General features: G+C 45.9%; 22 protein-coding genes. 5 read left to right on the forward strand and 17 right to left on the reverse strand.

Annotation, left to right across the window (positions count from 1 at the left end; genetic code table 11):
- Positions 1–21: 21 nt before the first annotated feature.
- Complete coding sequence (xylB, locus tag ACFWMP_RS27275) at positions 22–1,518, reverse strand: xylulokinase (RefSeq protein WP_042191893.1); 1,497 nt, start codon at positions 1,516–1,518, stop codon at positions 22–24.
- Between the two features lie 272 nt (positions 1,519–1,790).
- Positions 1,791–3,107 (reverse strand): xylose isomerase, encoded by a 1,317-nt coding sequence (gene xylA / locus ACFWMP_RS27280; RefSeq protein ID WP_042131068.1) that lies wholly within the window; start codon positions 3,105–3,107, stop codon positions 1,791–1,793.
- Between the two features lie 377 nt (positions 3,108–3,484).
- On the opposite strand from xylA, the gene ACFWMP_RS27285 reads away from it, so the two are divergent.
- Together ACFWMP_RS27285 and ACFWMP_RS27290 are read left to right on the forward strand one after the other, a co-directional pair.
- Complete coding sequence (locus tag ACFWMP_RS27285) at positions 3,485–4,645, forward strand: ROK family protein (RefSeq protein ID WP_339243511.1); 1,161 nt, start codon at positions 3,485–3,487, stop codon at positions 4,643–4,645.
- Positions 4,646–4,860: 215 nt separating this feature from the next.
- A complete protein-coding gene (locus ACFWMP_RS27290; RefSeq protein WP_042191897.1) occupies positions 4,861–5,061 on the forward strand; it encodes a hypothetical protein in 201 nt (66 codons plus the stop codon).
- 266 nt (positions 5,062–5,327) lie between these two features.
- On the opposite strand, the gene ACFWMP_RS27295 is transcribed toward ACFWMP_RS27290, so the two are convergent.
- The 6 genes from ACFWMP_RS27295 to deoC all read right to left on the reverse strand — a co-directional run bounded on the left by ACFWMP_RS27295 (position 5,328) and on the right by deoC (position 12,831).
- A complete protein-coding gene (locus ACFWMP_RS27295) occupies positions 5,328–5,561 on the reverse strand; it encodes a glutaredoxin family protein (protein ID WP_042191899.1) in 234 nt (77 codons plus the stop codon).
- 69 nt (positions 5,562–5,630) lie between these two features.
- Positions 5,631–6,572, reverse strand: a complete 942-nt coding sequence (gene trxB / locus ACFWMP_RS27300) for a thioredoxin-disulfide reductase (RefSeq protein ID WP_042191901.1) — start codon at positions 6,570–6,572, stop codon at positions 5,631–5,633.
- A 156-nt stretch (positions 6,573–6,728) separates the two neighbouring features.
- Positions 6,729–8,693: a heavy metal translocating P-type ATPase gene (locus tag ACFWMP_RS27305; RefSeq protein WP_341146463.1), complete on the reverse strand. Its 1,965-nt coding sequence runs from the start codon at positions 8,691–8,693 to the stop codon at positions 6,729–6,731.
- A gap of 569 nt (positions 8,694–9,262) precedes the next feature.
- Positions 9,263–10,339, reverse strand: a complete 1,077-nt coding sequence (locus tag ACFWMP_RS27310) for a hypothetical protein (RefSeq protein ID WP_042191903.1) — start codon at positions 10,337–10,339, stop codon at positions 9,263–9,265.
- Between the two features lie 209 nt (positions 10,340–10,548).
- Positions 10,549–11,841: a homocysteine synthase gene (locus ACFWMP_RS27315; protein ID WP_042131076.1), complete on the reverse strand. Its 1,293-nt coding sequence runs from the start codon at positions 11,839–11,841 to the stop codon at positions 10,549–10,551.
- Between the two features lie 312 nt (positions 11,842–12,153).
- Positions 12,154–12,831, reverse strand: a complete 678-nt coding sequence (deoC, locus tag ACFWMP_RS27320) for a deoxyribose-phosphate aldolase (protein ID WP_143759565.1) — start codon at positions 12,829–12,831, stop codon at positions 12,154–12,156.
- Positions 12,832–13,154: 323 nt separating this feature from the next.
- Between deoC and ACFWMP_RS27325 the strand changes: the two genes are divergently transcribed.
- Together ACFWMP_RS27325 and ACFWMP_RS27330 are read left to right on the forward strand one after the other, a co-directional pair.
- Positions 13,155–13,496: a hypothetical protein gene (locus ACFWMP_RS27325; protein WP_042191906.1), complete on the forward strand. Its 342-nt coding sequence runs from the start codon at positions 13,155–13,157 to the stop codon at positions 13,494–13,496.
- Between the two features lie 10 nt (positions 13,497–13,506).
- A complete protein-coding gene (locus tag ACFWMP_RS27330) occupies positions 13,507–14,499 on the forward strand; it encodes a ketoacyl-ACP synthase III (RefSeq protein ID WP_042191908.1) in 993 nt (330 codons plus the stop codon).
- A 96-nt stretch (positions 14,500–14,595) separates the two neighbouring features.
- Here the strand turns inward: ACFWMP_RS27330 and ACFWMP_RS27335 are convergent, their stop codons facing one another.
- From ACFWMP_RS27335 to ACFWMP_RS27360, 6 genes are all read right to left on the reverse strand, one after another.
- Positions 14,596–15,429 (reverse strand): prohibitin family protein, encoded by an 834-nt coding sequence (locus ACFWMP_RS27335; RefSeq protein WP_042191910.1) that lies wholly within the window; start codon positions 15,427–15,429, stop codon positions 14,596–14,598.
- Between the two features lie 105 nt (positions 15,430–15,534).
- Positions 15,535–16,308: a hypothetical protein gene (locus ACFWMP_RS27340; protein WP_042191912.1), complete on the reverse strand. Its 774-nt coding sequence runs from the start codon at positions 16,306–16,308 to the stop codon at positions 15,535–15,537.
- 189 nt (positions 16,309–16,497) lie between these two features.
- Positions 16,498–17,496: an LLM class flavin-dependent oxidoreductase gene (locus tag ACFWMP_RS27345; RefSeq protein ID WP_042191914.1), complete on the reverse strand. Its 999-nt coding sequence runs from the start codon at positions 17,494–17,496 to the stop codon at positions 16,498–16,500.
- Between the two features lie 21 nt (positions 17,497–17,517).
- Positions 17,518–18,000 (reverse strand): RrF2 family transcriptional regulator, encoded by a 483-nt coding sequence (locus ACFWMP_RS27350; RefSeq protein ID WP_042191916.1) that lies wholly within the window; start codon positions 17,998–18,000, stop codon positions 17,518–17,520.
- A gap of 187 nt (positions 18,001–18,187) precedes the next feature.
- On the reverse strand, positions 18,188–19,630 hold the full coding sequence (locus tag ACFWMP_RS27355; protein WP_379425508.1) for a SulP family inorganic anion transporter: 1,443 nt from the start codon (positions 19,628–19,630) through the stop codon (positions 18,188–18,190).
- Positions 19,631–19,822: 192 nt separating this feature from the next.
- Positions 19,823–20,899, reverse strand: a complete 1,077-nt coding sequence (locus tag ACFWMP_RS27360; protein WP_076285501.1) for a bifunctional 3-deoxy-7-phosphoheptulonate synthase/chorismate mutase — start codon at positions 20,897–20,899, stop codon at positions 19,823–19,825.
- 679 nt (positions 20,900–21,578) lie between these two features.
- Here ACFWMP_RS27360 and ACFWMP_RS27365 point away from each other — a divergent pair.
- Positions 21,579–22,124, forward strand: a complete 546-nt coding sequence (locus tag ACFWMP_RS27365; RefSeq protein WP_042191922.1) for a glutathione peroxidase — start codon at positions 21,579–21,581, stop codon at positions 22,122–22,124.
- Positions 22,125–22,328: 204 nt separating this feature from the next.
- On the opposite strand, the gene ACFWMP_RS27370 is transcribed toward ACFWMP_RS27365, so the two are convergent.
- From ACFWMP_RS27370 to ACFWMP_RS27380, 3 genes are read right to left on the reverse strand one after another with little or no spacing between them, the layout of a single operon-like run.
- Positions 22,329–22,670, reverse strand: coding sequence for a 4Fe-4S binding protein (locus ACFWMP_RS27370; RefSeq protein ID WP_076285502.1), 342 nt, complete (start codon positions 22,668–22,670; stop codon positions 22,329–22,331).
- Positions 22,667–24,277 carry an FAD-binding protein gene (locus tag ACFWMP_RS27375; protein ID WP_379425378.1) on the reverse strand — a complete coding sequence of 537 codons (1,611 nt, stop codon included), beginning with the start codon at positions 24,275–24,277 and terminating at the stop codon, positions 22,667–22,669. Before ACFWMP_RS27375 ends, ACFWMP_RS27370 begins: the two co-directional genes overlap by 4 nt.
- Before the next feature lie 39 nt (positions 24,278–24,316).
- Entirely contained in the window at positions 24,317–25,375 is a 1,059-nt protein-coding gene (locus ACFWMP_RS27380; protein ID WP_042191929.1) for an ABC transporter substrate-binding protein, read from the reverse strand.
- Positions 25,376–25,388: the final 13 nt, after the last annotated feature.

Here is a 25,388-nt window from a genome sequence, read left to right on the forward strand (position 1 = left end):
TAAACCCTTCGGCGTCCTTAATTATTGGCGGTACGCTGCCAGCTTGTTATTCAGTTCACGGGTCTGACCGTAGACTTCCTGATAGAGGTTAAATAAACCGTCATAGATCGCCGCTTGCTTCGGATCTGGTTTATACACATCCGCAGGACGGATGAAAGCTTCTGCACATGCACTAAGAGAAGTGAACCAGCCGCTACCGTAAGCTGCCAACATCGCTGCTCCCATAGCCGGACCCTGCTCACTTTCAAGCTTCACGATGGATGCATTGAAAATATCTGCTTGCATCTGGAGCCATGCCTCATTTTTAGCCCCGCCACCGATCGCAATGATTTCTGTAATCTCTTTGCCTGAATCACGTACAATCTCAATAGATTCACGTAGCGAAAAGGTGATGCCTTCTAATACAGAACGTGTAAAATGAGTCAACGTATGCCCTGAATCCATACCAATAAAGCTTCCGCGAATATTCGCATCTGGATGAGGTGTACGTTCCCCTACGATATAAGGTGTAAAGAGCAGTCCGCCGCTACCCGCTGGAATGGAAGCTACTCCACTTAGCAATTCATCAAAGCTTTTGTCTGCCGCAAAGGTTTCTTTGAACCATGTAAGGCTATGACCAGCCGCTAGAGTAACGCCCATGATATAGTAGGCATCTTTTTCACCATGGTTGAAGAAATGGACTTTGCCTTCGAGATTTAAATCTTTGTTGCTCTCATAGGAAAGAACTACACCAGATGTACCAATACTGCACATCGTCCGACCTTCACCAAGGACACCTGCCCCAAGTGCTCCACATGCATTATCCGCACCACCAGCAAATACCTTTGTTGATGATAAAAGACCTGATGCTTCCGCAATATCCGGCAATAACGTTCCTGTCTGTTCAAAGGACTCTACCAGTCTAGGACAAAGGGAAAGCGGCAGTTCAAAAGCTTCAGCAATTTCAGCACTCCACGTTTTAGAACCTACATCTAATAGAAGCGTTCCTGCAGCATCGGAATAATCCATCGCATAATCACCGGTCAACCGGAGACGGACATAGTCTTTTGGCAACAGGAACTGATGCGCTTGTGATAATACCTCAGGTTCATTCTCTTGTATCCATAGAATTTTAGGAAGTGTGAAGCCTTCCAGCGCACGGTTTCTAGCAACCTCAATAAGCTTTGCTCCGAGCGTCTTCTCAATTCTTCTGCACTGTGCAGTAGTACGAGTATCATTCCAAAGAATGGCCGGACGAAGCACTTGCCCTTCCTTATCCACTAGTACCAATCCGTGCATTTGCCCGGAGAAGCTAAGACCATCAACTTGTGATGGATCTATGCCCGATACTTCAATCAAACGACGAAGACTGACCAGCGTACCTTTTACCCAGTCCTCAGGATTTTGTTCGCTCCAGTTCGGCTGCGGTCTGCTTAGCGGGTAGGACTCGGAATGCTCAAAAGCCACCTTGCCCTGTGGGTCCACTAGAACAGTCTTCACTGCGCTAGTGCCCAAATCTACACCAATAACGTATTTCATTTTTTACCTCCTAAAAGTTTTATGGAGCTTAGCTACTTGATTCTCTTCGCAATAAAACTTACTTCGAAAGCATCCTGCTTAGTTTTATGAGCATAGGCTTCATTGAATTACTTCGAGTAAAACTTACTTCGTAAGCATCCACTTAGATTTATGAGCATTTCTAGAATATCTTTGTACAAAAAGGGGGCTGCCGAAGAATGCTCTCTTCAGCAACCCCCGTTGCATTTGTTCAAACTGGATTCAAAGCCTAAGCTTCAAGCTCCCTGTAAAGACTACTCAGCCAAGATGTATTGGTTAAGGGTAGCTCTCAAGTATTCTTGGCGTCCGGATTGGTTAGGACGTGGGTTCTCATTGTTCAAAGCATATTCAGCCAAGGAAGCCAAAGTTGCTTTGCCGGATACGATGTCCGCACCAACGCCTTCATTGAAGCTGCTGTAACGTTTTTCAACGAAATCTTCGAATACGCGATCTTCGATCAATTTAGCAGCTACTTTCAAGCCTTTTGCATAAGTATCCATACCAGCGATATGTGCTAGGAACAGATCCTCAGGCTCAAAGGAAGGACGACGTACTTTAGAGTCAAAGTTGATTCCGCCTTTGCCAAGACCATCATTCTTGAGTACTTCATACAGTGTAAGTGTTGCATCGTAGATGTTAACTGGGAATTCATCTGTATCCCATCCGAGCAATGTATCACCTTGGTTAGCATCAAGCGATCCGAGCATGCCGTTGATACGAGCTACACGAAGCTCATGTTCAAAAGTATGACCTGCAAGCGTAGCATGGTTAGCTTCAAGGTTCAGCTTGAAGTGCTTGTCGAGATTGTATTTTTGTAAGAAAGAGATCGTTGTTGCTGCATCGAAATCATATTGATGTTTCGTAGGCTCTTTTGGTTTAGGCTCGATCAGGAATTGACCGTCAAAGCCGATTTCCTTAGCGTAATCTACAGCCATGCTGAACAGACGAGCAATGTTGTCTTGTTCAAGACCCATATCTGTATTCAGCAATTCTTCGTAACCCTCACGACCGCCCCAGAATACATAGTTGCTAGCGCCCAGACGTTTACCAACTTCCAGACCTTTCTTCACTTGTGCTGCTGCATGTGCGAAAACATCAGCGTTAGGTGTAGAACCTGCACCGTGCATGTAACGTGGGTTAGTGAACATATTAGCTGTATTCCACAACAATTTCTTGCCGGAAGTCTTCATGCCTTGTTCAAGGATATCAACGATAGTGTCGATGTTGCTGTAGAATTCACGCAAAGATGCGCCTTCAGGTGCGATATCTACATCATGGAAGCAGAAGTAAGGCAGATCCATCTTGTCCATAAATTCAAATGCTGCTTCAGCGCGAGCCTTAGCTTTGTCCAGACCGTTCAATTTGTTCCAGCTGCGAATTGCTGTTTCAGCGCCAAACGGATCAGAACCGCCAGCAGTTAATGTATGCCAATAAGCCATTGCAAATTTCAGATGTTCTTCCATAGTTTTGCCGGCTACGACTTCTTTAGGATTGTAAAATTTAAATGCGAAAGGGTTGGTGGAACGGCTTCCCTCGTAAGAGATTTTGTTCACTGTCTCAAAATAAGCCATTGTGTAATCCTCCTCAATTTGTGCTTCGCCCGCAAGCGTTTACAGGGTCATCTTAACACATCTTTTGGACTTTGTATATTGGTTAAACAAAGTTTTGATAAGTTTTTTATGACCATTTTTTGGGACCCTGTCTAGCCTCCTCTCTCCTCTTCCCCAATATAGGAGATCCCTGTTGGAAAATTCCCTCTGGACGCTACGTATTGCAATTTGCAGCACATCACTCTAGACTAAGTGGCATACAACAAATGGGAACTATGCCAAGCTAAAACGCCTTTAGCGTCCTTTTTAAGGACGGTAAGCGTTTATGCGAGAATTATAAAGAGAAAGTATACCGCGAAGCTTATACTTTCTTATAATTTAAGAAGGATGTGTGATTTGTGAAGGTTACTGGAGACCAAGCGCTGGTCAAAAAAATAAATAAATCGATTGTACTACATACCATTCGAAGACACTCTCCACTCTCGCGCGCGAAGGTCTCAGAGATGACCGGACTGAATAAAGCTACTGTGTCCAATTTGGTAGCCGAGCTGTGCACGCAAGAATTGGTAACTGAAGTCGGACCTGGGGAATCAAGCGGTGGCCGCAAACCGTTAATGCTGCATTTTAACACGATGGCTGGTAGTGTAATCGGCATAGAATTACGGGTAAAGCAGCTAACAGCGGTCTTATGTGATCTGAGCGGGGGCATTCTTTACGAAAGCGATTTTTCTTTAGAAAACCATGATTTCCCTTACGTTCTGGAACAAATGAAAAAACTTATCTCAGGCTTGATTATCAACGCTCCAGAATCCCCTTACGGCATCGTCGGCATCGGAGTAGGTGTCCCCGGGATGGTGGATGAAAATGGTGTTGTACTCTTCGCTCCCAACCTTGGCTGGGAAATGGTCGAGCTGCGAGCGATACTCGAAGCTGAATTTTCCGTTCCTGTCACCATTGATAACGAAGCGAACGCGGGTGCACAGGGTGAACTCAACTTTGGAGCGGCACGAGAGGTAAGGCATCTCCTTTACATCAGTGCGGGATCAGGGATCGGATCTGGAATTATTATTGGTGGAGAACTATACAAGGGTGCTAGAGGATATGCCGGCGAAACCGGACATATGACGATTGAAGCCCAAGGCAAGCCTTGCAGTTGCGGGAGTCGTGGCTGTTGGGAGTTATATGCCTCTGAGAAAACTTATGATAATCCCGATCTCTCCCTCCCTGCCCATACTACGCCAGAGCTGGTTCGCTATGCAGCCGGCGGGCAAGAAGACGCCCTGCATCACTTCTCAACGATGGGTGAATATCTCGGTATCGGGGTGACCAATCTAATCAATAGCTTCAATCCAGAACTTATTGTGATCGGTGGGGCATTGTCTGAGGCTGAAGAATGGCTAGGCGAACCGCTGCGCCGGGTTGTAGCTGAGCGCACTCTTCCTTACCATAAACAGCAACTCGAAATTACATTCTCTAAGCTCGGCAGCCGTGGAACGATGATCGGCGCAGGTTTCTCTGCTGTTATGCATTTCCTGGGCGATATTCGGGTGACCCTATAATCCATAACGGTAAGCGAAGCGTTTATGTGAGAAATATAAGAATAATTTATAGCGTGGAACATATACATTCTTATATTTTGAAATAATTGACGTAAAATTGACGCATTTGAGTGAATCAAAAGTGCAGTAAAAAGAACAGAAATCCTATATAATAAAGGTCAAGCTAGTGTGACATTTATCACTACAACCCCTTTTTTGAAATGGAGAGCGAGTCCATGACCTATGTTGATACGTCTGATATCTCGGCACAGATGTTCATCACTGTGTTGCTTTTTCTGCTCATTATTGCCCCTTTGATCAGCCTCGGCGTGCTCCGTTTTTTTCAAGCTAAAAAGAAATCAGGATTTATTCTTATTGGCAGCGGCGCTGCTGTATACGTACTATTTCAGCTCATTACATCTTTCACTCAAACCTAAACTCTACTTCTAGATCTACTTTCATAAAAATAGTCTGCGCACAGATGTGTCAGACTATTTTTTGTATGCTTAAAGCTCACAAGCATATTATACTTTCTTATATTTCAAAAAAGACCGCCTCCTGATCGGAGGCGGCCCATTACAATTTCCTTACGGAAATCTTATTTAACAAGAAGAAACGACTTTATCGTCCTATTAAGACGACATCGGTTCCTCGTAGAAATATAAGGATATTATAGTTGTGCAGCATATAAATTCTTATATTTTTAAACAGTCGCGAGTGCTTTGTCGAACTGAGTTTTGTTCATGCCAACAATTTTATGCTCACCGATTACAGTTACAGGAATAGCCCTCACTCCCATGTCCCATACTTGCTGCGCAAAATCATCGTTCTGCTCGACATTGCGTTCTTCGTAGGATACGCCTTTTTCGCTTAAAAAGCTCTTCACCTGACGGCAATGCGGGCAATTTGTTGAGGTATATACAATTACATTCTCCATGGTATGACCTCCTATAAAAGATATACAGTGATGATATCAATTGTAGCAATGAGGGTTTTTCAAACCAAATTATAGAATAACTGCACTGTGCTCCAAGCTTTCGATATATTTCTCAGCATCCATAGCTGCCATACATCCACTACCTGCTGCAGTAATCGCTTGTCTGTAACGAGTATCCTGTACATCACCACATGCGAACACACCTGGGATATTAGTTTCGGAAGTGCCTGGGTTCGTCATGATATAGCCATCCGCATTGGTTGTGATCTGTCCACCTAAGAAAGAGGTATTAGGGTGGTGGCCAATCGCAACAAACACACCGCTTGCTTCGATGATTTCTTCTTCACCAGTCTCATTGTTAAGCACTTTTAGTCCATTGACGCCTCTTTCGCTCGAAGTCACTTCCAGAGGAGTACGGTTCAAGTTCCAGTCTACTTTAACATTAGCGCGTACACGATCCTGCATGATCTTCGAAGCACGCAATTCTCCACGACGGTGCACCAAAGTCACTTTGGAAGCAAAACGAGTCAAGAAACCCGCTTCCTCAAGTGCGGAATCTCCGCCACCAACAACCACGATCTCTTTATTACGGAAGAAAAATCCGTCACAGGTAGCGCAGGTGCTCACACCGCGTCCTACGTTATCTTGCTCCCCTGGGATACCGAGGTATTTTGCTGTAGCGCCTGTGGAAATGATCAATGTATCTGTAGTAAGAACACCCATTCCTTCAACATTCAGCTTAAAAGGGCGCTCTCCAAGTTCTACACTGTTCACCCAGCCCGTACGGAATTCTGCACCAAAACGTTCAGCTTGTTTACGCATATTATCCATCAAGTCAGGGCCCATGATTCCTTCAGGAAATCCAGGGAAATTCTCCACTTCTGTAGTTGTGGTTAATTGTCCACCGGGTTGAGGTCCTTCAATTACTAGTGGGTTCAAATTGGCACGAGCCAAATAGATAGCGGCGGTTAATCCTGCCGGTCCAGTACCAACAATTATTGATTTATACATATCTATGTCCTCCTTGAGCTAAACGGCAATGACGTCGCTTCTTATTTAAAATAATTATAATGTAGTGTTAATTATGATAACTGAAAGCAAATATGTCAATATGCCAGACTCCCAAGTTCCGAAACTATTTTGTGAACAATTTAATTTTAAAAAATATTATCGCAATAATCTTAGTCCATTTAGAATCACTAATATCGTACTGCCTTCATGCCCTATCACGCCAAAAGGAAGTGCGATCCCTTGCACAAAGTTGCTGATCATAAGCACTGCAATCACAGTCACAGCAAAAATCATATTTTGCTTCACAATACGCTGCGAACGACGCGCCAATGATATGGTTGAAGCGATCTCTTCTATATTATCATTCATAAGCACTACATCGGCTATTTCAAGTGCTGCGCCGCTTCCTTTCATACCCATCCCCATGCCTACGGTTGCTGTCGCCAAAGCAGGTGCATCATTCACACCATCACCAACCATAACAACGTGACCATACTTTTCACGTAGTGCTTTGATATGCTTCACTTTATCCTCCGGTAATAGATCGGCAAATACCATATCCACTCCAGTTGTACCTGCAATAACCTGAGCTGTAGCGTCACGGTCACCGGTAAGCATTGCCACCTTAATCCCAAGCTCCTGCAGCTTCCGTACTGCGGCTTCTGCTTGTGGGCGAACCGTATCCTGTAAAGCAATCATTCCGGCAATTTGCTCGCCGTCCAGAATGATGGAGACGGTCTTCCCTTCTTCAGCCAACTGCTGCCGCTTAAGTTTCCAATGCTCTAGTTCAGGATTCATAGCAGATGGAGTCAGCTCATCGAGCAAATTAGACTTCCCTATTCTCCAGAGATGTCCGTCGATTTGACCTTCAATCCCCCAGCCTGTGATGGTCTTACTGTCTTCTACTCCCTGTAGCGCTAAACCTTCCTCTTCCGCTTTACGCACAATCGCTTCCGCCAGTGGATGACGGGACATATGCTCAATGGATGCGCTAACCGTTAGCAACTCTTGCCGACTGTAGCCTTCACCTGCAATAAAATCAGTTACCTGAGGAGTTCCCTCTGTAAGTGTCCCTGTCTTATCGAATGCTACAACCGTTGTGCGTGCCATATTTTCCAGATGGACCCCGCCTTTAAACAGAACCCCTTTTCGCGCACTTTTGGAGATGGCTGACAGCATCGCTGGCATAATGGAAGAGACCAGAGCGCAAGGTGATGCTACTACTAGAAAGACCATCGCTTTATAGAAGGTTGCGCTCCAGCTCCAGTCCAGCAAAAACGGTGGAAGAATAATCAATGCCACTGTCGAGGCTACGACAACCCGTGCATAGATGGCTTCTAGTCTTTTAATAAAACGCTGCGAGTTAGGAACTTCCGTCTCTGCCTCTTCTACCATTTTGATGATTTTAGCAAAAAGGGTGTTCTCAGCTGCTTTCGTTACCTCAATATAAAGGGGACCTTCTCCATTCACAGTGCCTGCAAAAACTTCACTACCGGCACATTTCTCTACAGGAACCGATTCTCCCGTAATGGAAGCCTGATCTACTGCTGATTCCCCCCGATATACCTTGCCGTCTGCCGGAATCAAATCCCCCGGGCGCACAAGCAGCAGATCTCCGATCACCAGCTGGTCAATATTAACCTCATTCATACTTCCTTTTTCAATGCGCATAGCCGTAGCCGGTTTGAGTGCCATCAGCGAGGAAATATCCTTTTTACTACGTTCCATCGTATAACTCTCTAATGCTCCACTAAGTGCAAAAATGAAAATAAGCATAGCACCTTCATTCCAGTATCCAATGGAAGCTGCGCCTAGTGCGGCTGCAATCATTAATAGGTTCACATCGAGATCTCGTTCTTTGACGAGCGTTTCTACGCCTTCTTTTGCCTTGTTCCAGCCACCAATCGTATAAGAAATGACATAGAGCGCTATGGAAAGAATTTCTGACCATCCACTAACTGACCAAGCAAAAAGCATAAGCAGTCCGCTGCCCAGAGCAGCCTGCATTTCAGAATTGCTGAGCATGGCACGCGGATCGAACCGGCGCTTTGGAGCGCCTGGCTTCTTCATGCTGCCAGAGATAGATGACTGCTTGGGTAAATGTTTTGATGTTGCTTGCATAATAATCGCCGTCCTTTAAAGTTTTGTGGAGTTTTACTTCATTAACTCTACTTCGCAACAAAACTTGCTTCGTGAGCATACGCTTTGTTTTGTGGAGTTTTACTTCTGCCAAGTGAGAATGAGAGCCATTATTAAGACCCCTAAAATGACACATGCTGCCCCGGCTTAGCCGGGACAGCATGATTGAAAACTATAGGTAGTGAGAATGATAATCATTGTTGCAATAGTACAACTATATTTCCTTAGTGCAACTTATATTTTAATCATACCACCTGGAATTAAAAAGTAAAGCCTATCTATTCAGCTAAACGCCATTTATTTCAGAATATGTGTTAGCTGCCCGTTTAGTGGCGAATTTTATCTAAAAGCTCTGTTGAAGAAGAGCTCCCAACCATAAATTACAGTGATCATTCAATAACCAAGAGCAATGATCCTCTAATAATAAAGAGCAGTGATTCTCCATTAACGGCAGAATCACTGCTCTTTTGTCTTTTTATCGATTCTAAATGAAACGTATCGTCTTATTTAGAAGAGAAAGCGGCTTAAGTGACAGCCGCTTCATTGTTGTCCTACTGCCTTCCACCGGCGGCAGTATCCAGTGTCTCCTGCTGCCTGGCGATCCAGATCAGACAGGCTGCTCTAAGCAGTGCTTCGGTCCGCTGACCTGCGCTGCAAAAGATCCCGCTGAGGCCGATCTGATACAGATCGGCCAAAGCCGACGCCGCCGGAGTCCCCGCGGCGAGAACTACCGCAGCCGGCTTCACGCTCCGCACGGCGGCAAGGATCTCCCCCGCCGCCAAGGTGAAGCCCTCTGCGGCGGCCCCTTCCGGCGCGAGCTCGCTCGCCGCGCCGTCGAGCACTAGGAAATCGGCGATGCGCGCGATTTCCGCGGCGGCGGAGGGCTCCACATCGGGCGCGATCAGCGCCCCGATGCGGCACGCCGCCGCATAAGCGTGGCCGAGTGTCTGATCGGCCACGACCTCGATGAATTCGCGCTTTGCGGCGAATTCGGCTCCGCTTGCGGTGTAGGCGACCAGCAGGTCAAGGCGGCAATCGCCGCCTTGACGCTGGCTCTCCGCCACCGCAGTAAAAAGCGCTTCGAGCTGCGCGTCCTGAAGCGCGGCGAGCTTTGCGGGCTGCGCCGCAAGCTCCTCTGGATGCAGCAGGGTGACTGCTGCCCATTCACCATCCGGTGATTCCAGCAGAGCTGTGGTGGCTGCTTGCAATCGGTAATAGATCCGCTGCAGCATTCGATTAGCCTGCAGCTCATCCTCACTGGATAACCAATGCTCATAAAGACAAAACAGTTCAGGTTCAAGCAGCCATTCCTCACTTCGTATCAGACAAGGACCGGCTTGAACGGACCTTGCGCCTTCCCGTGTAATCGGACGCTCTTCTCGTTCTTCACGTCCTTCACGCAATACTAAGAAGGCCGACTGTTCTCCAGGTCGTTTAAAATAAGAACGGTTCAAAGGTTCTACAACATCCTTCTGCTCTACCCCGGTAATAAATTCTGCGGCAGCGGAGGCAACGGATCCGGCTTGGCTCATTTCCATCCCAACAGCCCGATCACCGGCCTTATACATGAACTTGAACGGGCGCTCTTCACTACTCCGAAAACCATCCTGCTGACGTTCACCCTTCATCTTCGCACCCACCCTTTATCTTTGGATTGCTGCCGGTACGCCTAGTAAATAAACATCATGCCACCGACATCTTATTACCACACTTATAAATACGGGAACCTCCCATGAAATATGCAAGCGTTGCCAAATCATATGAATAATTTGCCTTATTAAATCACAAAAAAGGCATCGCCACATAGCAGCAGATGCCTTCCTTGAACTTCATTGTTCTATTGTTGACTTGCGGCAATGGCCTGTTCCAGATCATAAATAATATCATCAATAGATTCCGTACCAATCGATAAGCGGAGTAATTCCGGAGTTACTCCCGCTGTGGTTTGCTCTTCATCCGACAGCTGTGCATGTGTTGTGCTTGCAGGGTGGATAATCAATGACTTGGAGTCACCGACATTCGCCAAATGCGAGAACAGCTTCACATTTTCAATCAGCTTGCGTCCCGCAGCACTTCCACCTTTAATACCGAAGGTAAGGATCGCGCCTTGACCTTTAGGTAAATACTTTTGCGCTAATTCATGAGATGGATGAGTAGGAAGTCCAGAATAACTTACCCATTCTACATCTGCGTGTGCCTCCAAATATTGCGCAACCTTTAGTGCATTCTGGCTGTGACGTTCCATCCGCAAATGGAGTGTCTCGAGCCCTTGCAACAGCATCCAAGAGTTAAATGGTGAAATAGAAGCACCTAAATCGCGAAGTAATTGAACACGGGCTTTGATAATATAAGCAATCGGTCCAACAGCTTCCGTATAAACAACGCCATGATAACTTGGATCAGGCTCTGTAAGTCCTGGGAACTTACCGCTTGCCTTCCAATCGAACTTACCACCGTCTACAATAATTCCACCGATAGATGTACCATGCCCGCCGATGAATTTAGTTGCCGAATGAACAACGATGTCAGCTCCATGCTCAATCGGACGCAGTAAATATGGGCTTGGGAACGTATTATCCACAATAAGAGGAATTCCATGTTCGTGTGCGATCGCTGCAACGGCTTCAATATCTAGTACATTCCCCTGTGGGTTACCAATAGTTTCTGCATACAAAGCTTTGGTTTTATCATTAATCGCAGCACGGAAGTTCTCTGGATTATCCGAATCCACAAAATGCACCTTAATGCCAAGCTTAGGCAGCGTTGTAGAAAAAAGATTATAAGTTCCACCGTATAGGCTTGCCGCAGATACAATTTCATCCCCAGCGCCCGCAATATTTAGAATGGAGAAAGAAATAGCCGCTGCCCCGGAAGCTGTAGCAAGTGCACCTGCTCCACCTTCTAGTGCTGCCAAACGCTGTTCAAATACATCTGTAGTCGGATTCATCAGCCGAGTGTAAATATTACCGAATTCTTTGAGCGCAAACAGATCCGCTGCATGATCAGCATCACGGAATCCATAAGACGTGGTCTGATAAAGCGGTACAGCACGTGCGAAAGTAGTTGGATCAATTTCCTGGCCTGCATGAACAGTCAAAGTTTCAAATGACAGCTTACGGTCTTCTGACATAGGTATTTCCTCCCTTTATAAATATGAATAGAAATCTTTAACAAATAATAATTGTACCCATTCTCTCATAAACGACATCATTTGAAAAGAAAAAAATCTTATTATTCCGGTGCGAATTATTATATTTTGATTTATTCGAAGGAAAGCATGTCCGATGAACATCAGATAACGCTTTCAATAAAAATTTTTAAGCCGAAGAAACATGTATAACAATATGTACCTGACACAGAACATCTACGCAATAAAAAATAGAATAGCGGCGGATAAAGCTTATCCACCTCATCTCACCGCTACTATTTTACTTATCTTCTTTTAGTAATTGCTTTGGCTTGTTTCACCCTTAGCAATAGCTACACCGCCGCTGGTACCAATACGGCTTGCACCAGCTTGTACCATTACATGTGCATCTTCTGCACTACGAACACCACCGGAAGCCTTCACACCCACATTAGGTCCAACCGTTGCACGCATCAGCGCGATATCTTCCTTCGTTGCCCCACCTGTAGAGAATCCTGTGGATGTTTTTACGAAGTCTGCTCCAGCTTCAACAGAAAGCTTGCAGGCACGAACCTTTTCTTCTTCCGTTAATAAACAGGTCTCGATAATGACCTTAGTCAGTGCTTTGCCGCGAGCTGCGTCTACAACTGCTGCAATATCACGTTTAACCAACTCATTGTTACCATCTTTCAGCGCTCCGATGTTGATGACCATATCCACTTCACCTGCACCATTAGCGATAGCATTGGTAGTCTCAAATGCTTTGGTCTCTGTTGTCGAGGATCCGAGCGGGAAGCCGATAACTGTGCAGACTTTAACCTCAGGCGTATCCTTCAACACTTCATGGGCAGTAGCTACCCAAGCAGGGTTTACGCAGACTGAAGCAAACTTATATGCTTTTGCTTCCTCTGCCAATTTAACGATATCTTCTTTCCGTGCATCAGCTTTAAGCAGTGTATGATCAATGATCCGCGATAGTGTAATTTCGCTCATTTTTGTCATTCCTCCATGATTTGGATAGTGAATTTTTTTCATCTCTGTAATCATACCAATAGAACTCTGCTTTGCAAAGTCGACTGGACGATCAGACCCACCCTAACCTCGATTAACTCATATAAATACACTTAGAGAAGGTCATTATTTACTAAATTATCTTTTCAAGTTAATTTTATACCTTCTTGTATTTTTTAAAATATAAAGGATAATCCCCCTAAACTTTCCCATTAAAAAATACGATAATATCTATATAAATGGGTTTTTTTAGCCTATTTATTTAAATTTTTCTTTCATCATATTTAGGAGGAGATCGATTTAAAATGGGAAACTTTAATTTCACCTCAAACGCTGCAGCCCAAAAACTGAATGTACAAGTAGAAGGTTCTATGTCACCGGAGGACGCCGGGCGCTTCATTCAGGAGTACAACCAAATCGTAAGTACATTTGACCCAGCACAATATGAGATCATTTTAGATTGCAAGACATTAAACGTATCCTCGCCCGACACTCTTCCTATGCTTGAGCAATGCTACATACTGTATAAAGAATCAGGTTTTAAAAAAGTAACCTTCATTATTGCCAAAAGCCCTGTCCTAAAAATGCAGCTAAGCCGAGTAGCCCGGGCAACAAAATTAGAAAATTACGAAATTATTGAAGCATAGGAGGTTTCATTTGGGACATATAACCATCCGACAAGCCGCTTATTACCATCCGGAACATGTCGTATCTAATGATTATTATCTGGAGCATTTCCAGAGTATGGGCAAGGACATTAAGCGATTCCTAGAAGTCATGGGTCGTGACCGGAGATACATCGTAAACGATAAGGATGAAAATGCCCTAACGATGGGACTCAAGGCCGCCCAAAAAGCGCTACAAGAAGCCAATTTACAAGGTGAAGATATGGATATGATCATGTTCGCTTCACAGACACCGGAATATACCTATCCTACCAACGCACTTCTGCTGCACCACATGCTACATGGTAAACATCGGACCATTACGCAAGATTCCAATGCCAACTGTGCAGGAATGGTGTCTGCTGTAGAGCAGACAAGTCGTTATATGCAAGCTAATCCTAGTATCCGGTACGCACTCGTCGTGGGAAGCGACTATAGCTCAGTGCACTGCAATACGGATGATGAAATTACTTACCCTAACTTCGGGGATGCCGCAGCAGCTGTCATTCTGGAACGAAGTGGCGAGCAATCAGGCTTCATTGACTCCCTTTATTACACTGATTCTGAGGGATCTGAGAATATTATGTTCCCTGCTTGCGGTTTATCGAATATTTATCACGAGGACATTACACCTGAGCAAATTCGGATACGCTGGACACCCTTTGACGGTACTGTTTGTGTAAATGCGGCGGTTGCAGACATGAAAGAGCTTCTCTCAAGAAACGGCCTGACTACAGATGATATATCTGCCTTCTGCCTTTCACAATTCTCTCTCAAAAATATCGAACTCATCCAAGAGGGGCTTGGACTTACTGATGAGAAATTCATCTATGTAGGCGACGAGTTCGGGTATACGGCTACAAGCAGTCCTTTTATCGCCTTTCAACGCGGAGTCGAAGACGGACGAATCAAACGTGGCGATTATGTCTTCTTCTGGTCGGTTGGTGCTGGTTGGCAAATTCCTACAATGCTTTATCAATATTAATAGCATAAAAAGCCCTACTTCTATAGAAGTAGGGCTTCCCCATCAGAGGAGCAGATATTAGCAATTTGTGAAATAAATCAGAAATCCAATAATGAATTATTTAGTCAGAGATTGAACATCCACAAATGGAGTGGCTCCCCCTGTTACAGATGGCAGTACGCCGTTCCATTTTTCCAGCGCTTTCTCCTGAACCTCTATTTGCTTCAGCTGCACCAGCTCAGGTGTAACCTCTTGCTTCTTAAGTCTTAAAGATTCGGCTTCGGCTTGCGCCTGGGCGATCTTTTGCTTCGCTTCAATCTCAATCCGCCGGAGATCATTTTCGGCCTTCAGCGCCTGCTGCTGCGCGACCTGCTTCGCTTCAATCGACTGATTGAACGCCTCCGAGAATTTAAAGTTAACAATGTTAATGTCGTTGACGATCAGATCATATTTTGCCAGCCTAGCGGTTAAATGCTCACTGATCTCACTCGACACTACATCTCGGCGTGTAATCAAATCCTCTGCTGGATATTTGGCTGTCACTTCTTTAACGATTTCTTGAATGGCCGGATTGATAATTACATTATCAAAATTACCTCCGATATTGTTCATCAGATTAAAGGCGGAAGCCTTATTTACGGAATAGTTCACCGCCACATGTGTGGATACGGGCTGAAGATCTTTTGAAGAGGCTGAAGTATCGGTCTCCGCTTTCGTTACCTGAGTATTGACTTGAATCACCGTCTGAATAAACGGAACTTTAAAATGAATGCCAGGTGACAACGTATTGTCATTTAATTTACCAAAGGTTTTGTACAAACCTACATGCCCATATTCCACAGATACAAAAGAGTTCGCGCCAATCAACAATACAATGAGCACCGCTGCAACACCGCTAACTATTTTCCCCGGTCGCAGCTGTTTCAATTTCGGATTCATTTGCATATTCATCCAATACCCCTCCTAGATTATGGATAATCATTTAAGCTTAATCGTCTATACGGAGGTTCGAGGGAATTGGTCGCAGGAAATATTTCAGCAGCAGTAGTCATGGCATTACCGCTCTTGGATCAGTCCTTCTAGGGTCAACCGGAATCTTTTGCTCTGCTTGTCCCCGATATTAAAAGCTTCATATATTCCTTCATACGTTAGCACCACGGAGTCCGCCTTCAAAGCATCATTAACGTAAGTTACCTCGGCGTGATCAACATTCCAGCGGTAAATGTAGGCACTCATCGGATTTCCATGCGCGGCTACACCCTCAATAGATCCATCCCCATCAACATCCAGCTCATTGGAATGTCCGGTATCTATCTGCAGCAATCCCGAGGGGTTACCACTCTCGTCGATTAAATAATAGTTAGTGAGCGAATTATTCGCTCCTAGTCCACCGGTGATTTTCAGCACCTTTTCGCTAAAAATCCCCACCACTTCTACCTTGATATCCTCCGGCTGACGATAATTATAAGTTCCTATCGCCCCTAGACTGTATTGTCCTTTGGAAGTAGAAATTTTGGCATACACGTAGTCTTCGTCACTAACCATCGTATACACTTTCACTTTGACTCCTCCGAAATTATTCAGCTTCTTCTCTGTAATCAAAGTAGCGCCTGTAGGTGGAGCACTTAGTTGAGAGACTACGGGGATTGTATCCACCAGCATCCACTCCAGCTTAATGAGGTTAGCAGAGGTGTCTGTTGGCTTCGGTCTTGATGTGTGGTAGTCGTTAGCCGATTGAAGGGGGGTTGGGTCAACCTGATGTTGGCAACCTGCCAGCAGATTCATTAGAAGCAAAGCTGTCAGCGTAACGGATTTATGTAAAGGAAACATCTCTTATTCACTTCCTATCCTCTTTTTAAAATTAAATCTTTCAGTAATCATAGATGAAGTTAGAATTTCAAATGTTACTTTTAGGGGGCGGGAGGGTTAATTTATTGTCTTTTGAGGGTATGCATCGATCAAAAAGCTAAATTGGGCATACAAAAAACCCGCATCAAATGCGGGTTTGAGAAGAAAGAATCAAGAACCTAGCAGTTCACGCGCCAGTAGTCGGTAAACCTCTAGACGTTTCTCCTGCGAATGCGGAATGCTGCATATCATCGCTTCCTGGAAACCATATTGAGCTTGTTCTTCTTGCAAGCGTACGGCGATGTCTTTGACCGCACCAACCAAATGAATCTTACGGCTTTCCTTGATTGACATCCGGTCAATTTCCGATAACGATATGTTCTGAGCTTCTTCTGGTGTCAGCACCTGAGTAATTCTGCCCTTGCTCATCATCAACCGAAAAATATCCTGCGGTAATGCCTCATACTCAGCTTCTTCCTTCGTTTCTGCTGTGGTTACCATATAGGATACACTAATCTCAGGTTTGTCCATGAAGATAGAAGGCTGGTAGTTATTCCGATATTCATCCAAAATCTCATTACTCATCGCACCATTAAAAAATTGCGCAAAGGAGTATCCGACTCCCATCTGTGCTGCTTTTCGCGCACTGTTGCCGCTCGAGCCTAACAACCACACTTCAGGGAGCGCCACCTTCGTTGGAGCGGCAAGATTTTTGGCATACAACTCACTTTCCGGAATCTGATCACTAAGCAACTGCATAGTAATGCCAAGCTTATCATACATGTTATGCAGCATTAACTCGCGGCCTTCAGACAGAGCGTACATAGCACTTGTATCGCCACCAGGAGCTCGTCCCACACCGAAATCTATTCTCCCCGGGGTAAAAGCACTTAACGTTTTAAATACTTCCGCCAGCTTAAGCGGAGAATAATGCATCATCATAACACCGCCGGTGCCGATTCGAATACGGTTGGTCTTAGCGGCTAAACGGGCTGCCGTTACTTCCGGAGCTGAGCTAGCAAATGTATTTCCGCCATGGTGCTCTGCCATCCACATTCTGCTATATCCCAACTCATCTGCTAAAATAGCTAGTTCTTCTGCTTTATTCAGAGCACCTTCCGCTGTGTTACCACTTGTCACGGGTGCCTGATCCAATACGCTTAATCTCATGCGAATACATCCCTTCTTTGGTTAGATGACCATTTTATTGCTGATCCATTCCTCTAAGGCTGCAATCTTATCTTTAAAGCGCTCACCACGCATTTCCTCCGACAACGAAGCAATAGTTTCCCGCTTTAATACAGCTTTCCAAGAGGATTCAGCTTCTTCCATCAGATTGGTTAACAGGCAGCAGCTATCTTCTTTCTCTAAATCCAACATGTCTACCAGAATACCATTGGATGAATACAGCGACTGCTGTCCTTCCACCGCAAGGTAAACGTCATATACACGAATATCTTCAGGTCTCTTCTTTAATTTAAAGCCACCTTTAATGCCGGGAACAGACGTGATGATGTCTGCGGTTACCAGCTTTCTTAACAGTTTCTGAAAATAGGTCGCCGATGCTCCGAGCTGCTGGCTAATCGCTTCTCCAGACAACACCGCTTTGTCCGGCAGCATGTTAAGCAGAACCAGTGCATACACTGACTGTTCCACCCCTGTTTTCATATGCATGTACAGCACCTCGATCTACATAAATTGCTTAATATAAACTGTAGACTATACCACCGCGTATAAAGCGGATAAACATTATCCACTTTATACTTTATATCAGTTTGCACCAAAAGTAAAACCCTGCTCGTCTTCTCTTACAGTTAATATCTGCTATAAAAAAAAGATCGCGCATATAGCGCAATCTTTTTCATATGGATAGTCCCACCCGCTGAACCAGCTGTGAGCTCTGATCATTAAGTCCGGTAATGGTGACTTTTTTGCCACGCACGGCGTATTTGCTCATCGTCTTCGCTATGGCATGAACTGCGGATTGGTCCCACACATGGGAATGTGAAAAATCGATAATAATATGATCGGGATCGCTATCGTAGGCGAATTCATGAATGAAGTGGCTTGTCGTGCCGAAGAACAGCTGGCCGGTAACCGCATATGTTTTGGAAGAGGCAGCTTCCTGAACTGTTAGACGGATCGAAGCTATTTTCCAAGCAAACGTTAAAGCACTTAGCAGAACCCCAAACAAAACGCCAATAGAAAGATTGTCTGTAGCCACCACGGTGACAACCGTCACAATCATAACCAACGCATCGCTAAGCGGAACACGGGTTAGAGATTTAAGCGAGCCCCATTCAAAGGTGCTGATACAGACCATTATCATTACGCCAACGAGCGCGCCCATCGGAATCTGCTTAACCACATCGCCAAGTACGATAATTAGGAACAATAAAAAGATCCCTGATACAAACGTGGACAGACGCGTGCGTCCTCCTGACTTCATGTTAACCATTGACTGGCCAATCATCGCACAGCCTGCCATCCCTCCGAAAAAACCAGTGACTACATTCGCCAGCCCCTGTCCCTTCGCCTCTCTGTTCTTATCACTACCTGTGCCCGTAATATCGTCTATTAAGGTGGCAGTCATCAGTGATTCCAATAATCCAACTACGGCCAGCGAGAGTGAATATGGCAAAATAATAAGCAGCGTATCCAGCGTGAACGGGATCTGCGGTAAATGGAATAGTGGCAAAGTTGCTGTAATATTCCCCATATCCCCTACGGTTCTTACGTCCAGATGAAGAGCGATGCTAAGAATAGAAACGATAACAATCGCTACAAGCGCTGAGGGTACGGCTTTGGTAAACCGAGGAACCGTATAGATAATAAGCAATGTCAGAGCTACCAGTCCATACATCACCCAGCCTTGTCCCTTAAAATGGGTAAACTGCGCCATGAAAATCAGTATCGCCAGCGCGTTGACAAACCCCGTCATGACCGGCTGTGGCAAAAAAGTGATGAATCGGCCCAGCTTTAGCATCCCCATCAATATCTGAAACACACCAGCCAGTACAGTTGCCGCGAACAGATACTCTATTCCATGCTCTAGTACGAGACTTCCGACTAATAGGGCCATAGCCCCTGTAGCCGCCGAGATCATTCCGGGTCTGCCTCCGGCAAGTGCGGTTACAATTGCAATACAAAAAGAGGCATATAAACCAACCATCGGACTTACTCCTGCCAAGATCGAAAAAGCGATCGCTTCAGGAATCAGTGCAACGGCTACGGTCATCCCCGATAAAATATCGGTTCGAGTGTTAGAAAACCACCCATTATTTAAGGTAAGCTGCTTCAAAATCTAATTTCCTCCTGTGACTAATAAGGTATATAGGCCTTTTCAAAAAGACCCGGGGCCGGTGCAACGCTAATGTTCCTTATTGTACTCGACCCGCCTTCACCTTCACAAAAAGATTAGATAGACTTGTAAGCGCTTATTCACCTCATTTTCTAGCCAATCCTTGAAATATCATTCAAATTCTATATTTCTAGATTACCGGTATAGTCCGGAAGCTTTCACTTCATTAAAGAAGTTGTTGAACTCATCAATATTCAGCTGCTGCGCAGCATCGGACAACGCAGTTGCAGGATCAGGATGAACCTCGACCATAATACCATCGGCTCCGGCTGCGAGTGCGGCTTTTGCACAAGGGATAAGAATATCTTTGCGTCCTGTGGAGTGAGTAACATCGACCAATACTGGCAGATGGCATTCCTGCTTAAGAATAGGCACTGCTGAGATATCGAGCGTGTTGCGGGTCGCTTTTTCATACGTACGAATTCCGCGTTCAATCAACATGATTTGTGTATTACCACGAGACATGATGTATTCCGCTGCATGTATGAATTCATCGAGCGTAGCAGCCAATCCGCGTTTCAGCAGCACAGGCTTATTGACTTCTCCGACCGCTTTAAGCAGCTCAAAATTATGCATGTTCCGTGCACCGATCTGGATAATATCTACATAATCTAAGGACTCTTCAATATGTCTTGGATCTACAATTTCACTGATGGTCAGCAGACCATAATCATTTGCTGCTTCACGTAATATTCTTAGGCCGTCCATACCTAGACCTTGGAAATCATAAGGAGAAGTCCGCGGCTTGAAGGCACCTCCACGCATAACACGTACACCAGCTTTTTGCAGTGCTGCAGCTACGGTGCGGGTCTGTAGTTCACTTTCCACAGAGCAAGGTCCAGCTACCATCAGTGAAGAAGGACCGCCAACAGTAACATCTCCCGGCAGAACAATCACAGTGTCTTCTTTGTGACTCTTACGCGCTACTAGTAAAGTTTTTTTATGTTCATCGGATTGTAAGTCCAGAGATGCTGAAAAAATTTGTTTGAAGAGGCTGCGGATGGTTCCGTTAGTGAAAGGTCCTTTGTTGCTCGCTACGAGCTGATCCAGCATTTTCTTTTCACGTTCTGGATCGAATTTAGGCACACCTTGCTTTTCTTTAACTACTCCAATCTCCTGTACAATTTTAGCCCGCTCGGAGATCAGCTCCAGCAATTGCCCATTAATTTCATCCAGACGACCTCTAAGAACATCCAATTCCACGTTACTCATTACCCTTCCACTCCCTCTTCTTATTTATAATTTGAAACGCAAAAAGGCCCCCCGTCGCAAGGGACGAGGAGCCGTGGTACCACCCTTATTTAGAATTAACCCTTAAACTAGCACAAAGGAATAGAAAATCGGATTCCCTCGACTAAAGATTAACTCTATCTTAAACCCGGTAACGCGGGGCGCGGGCCTCCCTACTCATACCTGTCACGACCTGTGACAAACTACTTCAGGGGCCGACTCGGAAGTGAACTTCGGCATTAATCGTCTCATGAGGGTGCTCTCAGTCTCCGGCACGCCTTCCCTGTTAAGATCCGCTATAATGCTTACTCTCTTCGTCATAGTCTTATTTATGTCAGCGTGTCTTTGCGCTGGTTTCTGCTATCTTAATCAAAAAATGTTTCCGATGCAAGATAATAATGGAACGCTGAGTAGCTTTAACGCAATAAAATCACATGAGATACAATTATTCTTATAACAACTCACTAGAATAGGCTTTGAAGTATGAAATAACCCATACCCATACTATTCTGCCACTGATTAAAAGGTTCCAATCCCTTTCTATGTATGAAGTTGACAGCGATATTTTGATTGTTTACAATTAAATCATTGAAAATATTTCCTGTTCTTATTCACTGGCAGCTTTAGCGTTGACAATACATAACTGAAGGGATGTAGCAGCATGAGCATTTATCCATATACAGCACGCAGTATTCGAGGAAAAGAGATCGAACTAGAGGAATACAAAGGTAAAGTACTTTTGATTGTGAATACAGCAAGTAAGTGTGGGTTTACCCACCAATACTCCGACCTGCAAAAGCTCTATGAGCGATACGAAGATCGCGGCTTCCAAATTCTCGGTTTCCCTTCCAATCAGTTTGGGGAACAGGAGCCTGGCAGCAATGAAGAAGTGAATGTATTTTGCCAAATCAATTACGGCGTTACGTTCCCTCTCTTTGAGAAGGTTGAAGTAAAGGGCGAAAATAAACATCCCCTCTTCACTCACCTTACTGAGCAGGCTGGATTTGAAGGCTTCGACATGAACCATTCTTCAGGAAAGCTGCTTCAAAGCATGCTTGAGAGCAAAGATCCGGAAGCACTGAACAATGACGAAATCAAATGGAACTTTACTAAATTTCTAATTGATCGCGAAGGCAATGTAATTACAAGATTCGAATCTACTGTGGATCCGCTGGATATTGAGCCAGCGATCGAAGCACTGCTATAGTTTTTTTAGATATATACCGAACTAATGATATCAACTTAAAGCATAGTAGTCACTGCGGTGAATAATTGGACTTCCGGCCGCTGTTGTCCCCAGATTTCTTGATTGAAACCGCTCTTCGCGGTGGAAATCCCGGGACAAAGGCCTACATAGATTGAATTTCTATACAACAATAAGCCGCCCAGACTCCAACTCTGGGCGGCTTTTTCACGTACGGTACTGCTCGGTAAACACTTCAAAATAAGGGGTGGTATCCCTTTCAGCCATTGAGCCATTAGCGCCCGGTCCCCAGCCGATCTCAGCCCGCCAGCTCCCTAGCAACCCTGTCTGGATTAGCGCCTCCTCATTTACACCGATCAGCTGATCTGCCTGTGGCGCTACATAAAGTGCATCTACAGGGCAATAAGCTTCACACATAAAACAAGTCTGGCAATCTTCCTGACGCGCAATAACCGGAATCTTCCCCTGCATTTCGAATACGTTTGTCGGACATACTTTCGTACACAGTTTACAACCCACGCAGCGTTCCACGCTGATTAGTTCGATCATATCGCCTGCCCCTCCTTTAGTTGATTCAGTTCATGAGCATGGGGCACAGCCTCGGTACTGATGCTTATTTGCTCTATACCGGATACAATCAGCCGGTGGGTTTGACGCGGATCAAGCTCCGGATATTCCGCGAGCTTTTGCAGGCCGCGCGTCTCCTTCCGGGCCAGCGCGGCGGTGTACATCCATCTGCCGACCGCGAGCATAGCCGCGGCTTCGCGTGCTTGCACGATGCCCTGTACGGTGGCGGGAACGCGCCCGTTCAACAAGGGCATCAAGGCATTCAGCCGCTTCAAGGCTGAAGAAATGCCCGGCTCGCTGCGGAAATAATTAATCTGCAGCGGTAAGATTTCACGCTGGATCGCCGCGACTAGCGGCTTCACCTCCAGCGTTTCCGAGGTGTCGGTGCCAGCCGCCAAACCGTAGCGTCCCGCTGCGGTCAGGTTGCGGCTGTTCGCCTGCCCTCGGCAGGACCGCGCATGCTGCGCGGCTCCCTGACCTGCCCAGCTTCCGCTGCATATGGCCCAGGAAGCGTTATAAGCCCCGCCGCCGGAGATGGCGCCGGTCACTTTCTCGCGAGATGCGGCATCTCCGGCCGCATAGAGTCCGGGCACGGTCGTTCGGCAGTCCGTGCCCGTAAGGCGCAGACCCCCAGTGCCGCGCATCGTGCCCTCATAGCGCAGGGTGAGCGGGAATTTCTGCTTAAACGCATCAATTCCCGCCCGCTCCAGCGGCATAAAGAAAATCGGATGCGCTTTTCGCAGAAAATCCTGTTTCTCCGCTGTATCTGCCAGATCGAGCGAAGCATAAACCGGCCCCTTGAGCATCATTTCAGGGATGCTGCCAAAAGTTCGATCCCCTTTATGCAACGGATGACCGTCCGCATCATAAAGCGTAGCCCACGCTAGCATACGGCCACGTGTTACCGTTCCATCTGCAAAGCTCGGAGCGTACTGACGGCTGAATTCCATGCCTGACAAATCAGCTCCCACCTCAGCGGACATCAACAGCCCTTCGCCTGTCAATACGTTGCAGCCAAGACCTTTGCTGAGAAAAGCACAGCCTCCGGTTGCCATCACAACGGCATTGGCCTTTACTTCCCAAGACTCCCCTGTCAGACGGTTGATCCCACGCGCCCCGCCAACCCCATGTTCATCATGAAGAAGCTCTAGCGCTGGCGACTGATCGAGGATCGTGACTCCCGCTTTGCGGACAACTCTTCGCATAATCCTCATGTACTCTGGTCCATGCAGATGTATACGCAGCGAGTTACCTTCTTCATCCTTCGGAAAAGGATACCCCCACTTCTCAACTAGAGCCAGATTCTGCTCTACCTGATCCAGCACGCGGTGAATCCAAGCGTTCTCCGACAGATATCCACCAGATTTTAGTCTGGATTGAACCGCCTGCTCACGCAGCTCGGCAATTGGAGGGATAACGAGCAGCGTTGTACCGCCCGGAGCAGTGGCGCCGCTTGTGCCCAAGTAGCCCTTATCGGCCAAGACTACCTTTGCACCTTGCGACGCTGCACTCCATGCCGCCCAAGCTCCTGCGGGACCTCCGCCAAGCACGAGCACATCCACTGTCATTTCCTTCTTAAGCTGCGACATATCTTTTCCTCCCAAGCATTTGCGCTTTCCAAGCAATTGTTATTTCAGCTGCCAATCGCTAATATTGAAGTCTTTTTTCGCTAATTTTTCTTCGACAAGGAAGTTCTTGGTACCCTCCAGTAGCTTGGTTCCTTCGTCAGTGAACGCGGTATCTTTGATATCACTAATTGGATTTACTTGCTTCGCCAGCTCTGGCGTTGTATCTCCGATTTCAGCCAAAAATTGATAATATTCATCCTCGTGTTGTTTCAAATCCGCCAAGGCTTTCTCACGGGCTTCGTTCCACGCCTTCGGAAAGTCAGGGAATTTCGCCAGATAATCCTCGGACACGACAGTTGCACTAGTGCCGAGCAAGTTCGGATGCTTCGAGGCATCGTCTAAGTGAGTGTAACCTTGGTCAATTAACTTCAGCGCAGGTACACCCAAATTAGTCGTAGCATCTACATCTCCACGGGCCAAAGCTGCGGTAGCATCCGGAATGAGCATATGCACGAGTTTATAGTCAGTTACGCCTTCCTCCTGAAGTAACCCAACCACATAGCGGTGCATGAAAGAGCCTTTTTGAATGGCTATAGTCTTCCCTTGCAGTTCCTTCACCGTCTTTGGTCCATCCTTCTTACCGATTAGATAACCGATAGTGTTGGCTGAGGATTGTGAAATCAGACGTGTCTTGGCCCCAGAAGCATAAGCAATAATAGCAGGTGTATCCCCAAGGCTGCCGATATCTAATCGACCACTAATTAAGGATTCTGTCTGATCAGGACCGTTTGGAAAGCCCGTAAGCTTCACTTCAGTAATGCCATATTTCTTCAACTCTTCTTGAATGATCCCTTTATAAAAGCCCCAGCCCTCCGCGCCACCTGGCACATTCAGCTTATTAGAGCCTATAAAACCAAAGTTCAGTACCGCTGGAACGTTACTTTCGGCTTTGCCTCCAGATTTCTCTGTACTAGAGCCGCCGGATGCAGATGCTCCATTTCCTCCAGCGTTATTTCCGCAAGCCTGAAGAACCAGCATAACCATCATAATCGTAGTTAAAAGTGCAAATCGTATCCTTTTAGAACGTTTCCCTTGAATCTCTCTGTACGCTGGTTTCATTTCTTTCTCCCCC

This window comes from Paenibacillus sp. NPDC058367 (assembly GCF_042723305.1).
GTDB lineage: Bacteria > Bacillota > Bacilli > Paenibacillales > Paenibacillaceae > Paenibacillus_AQ.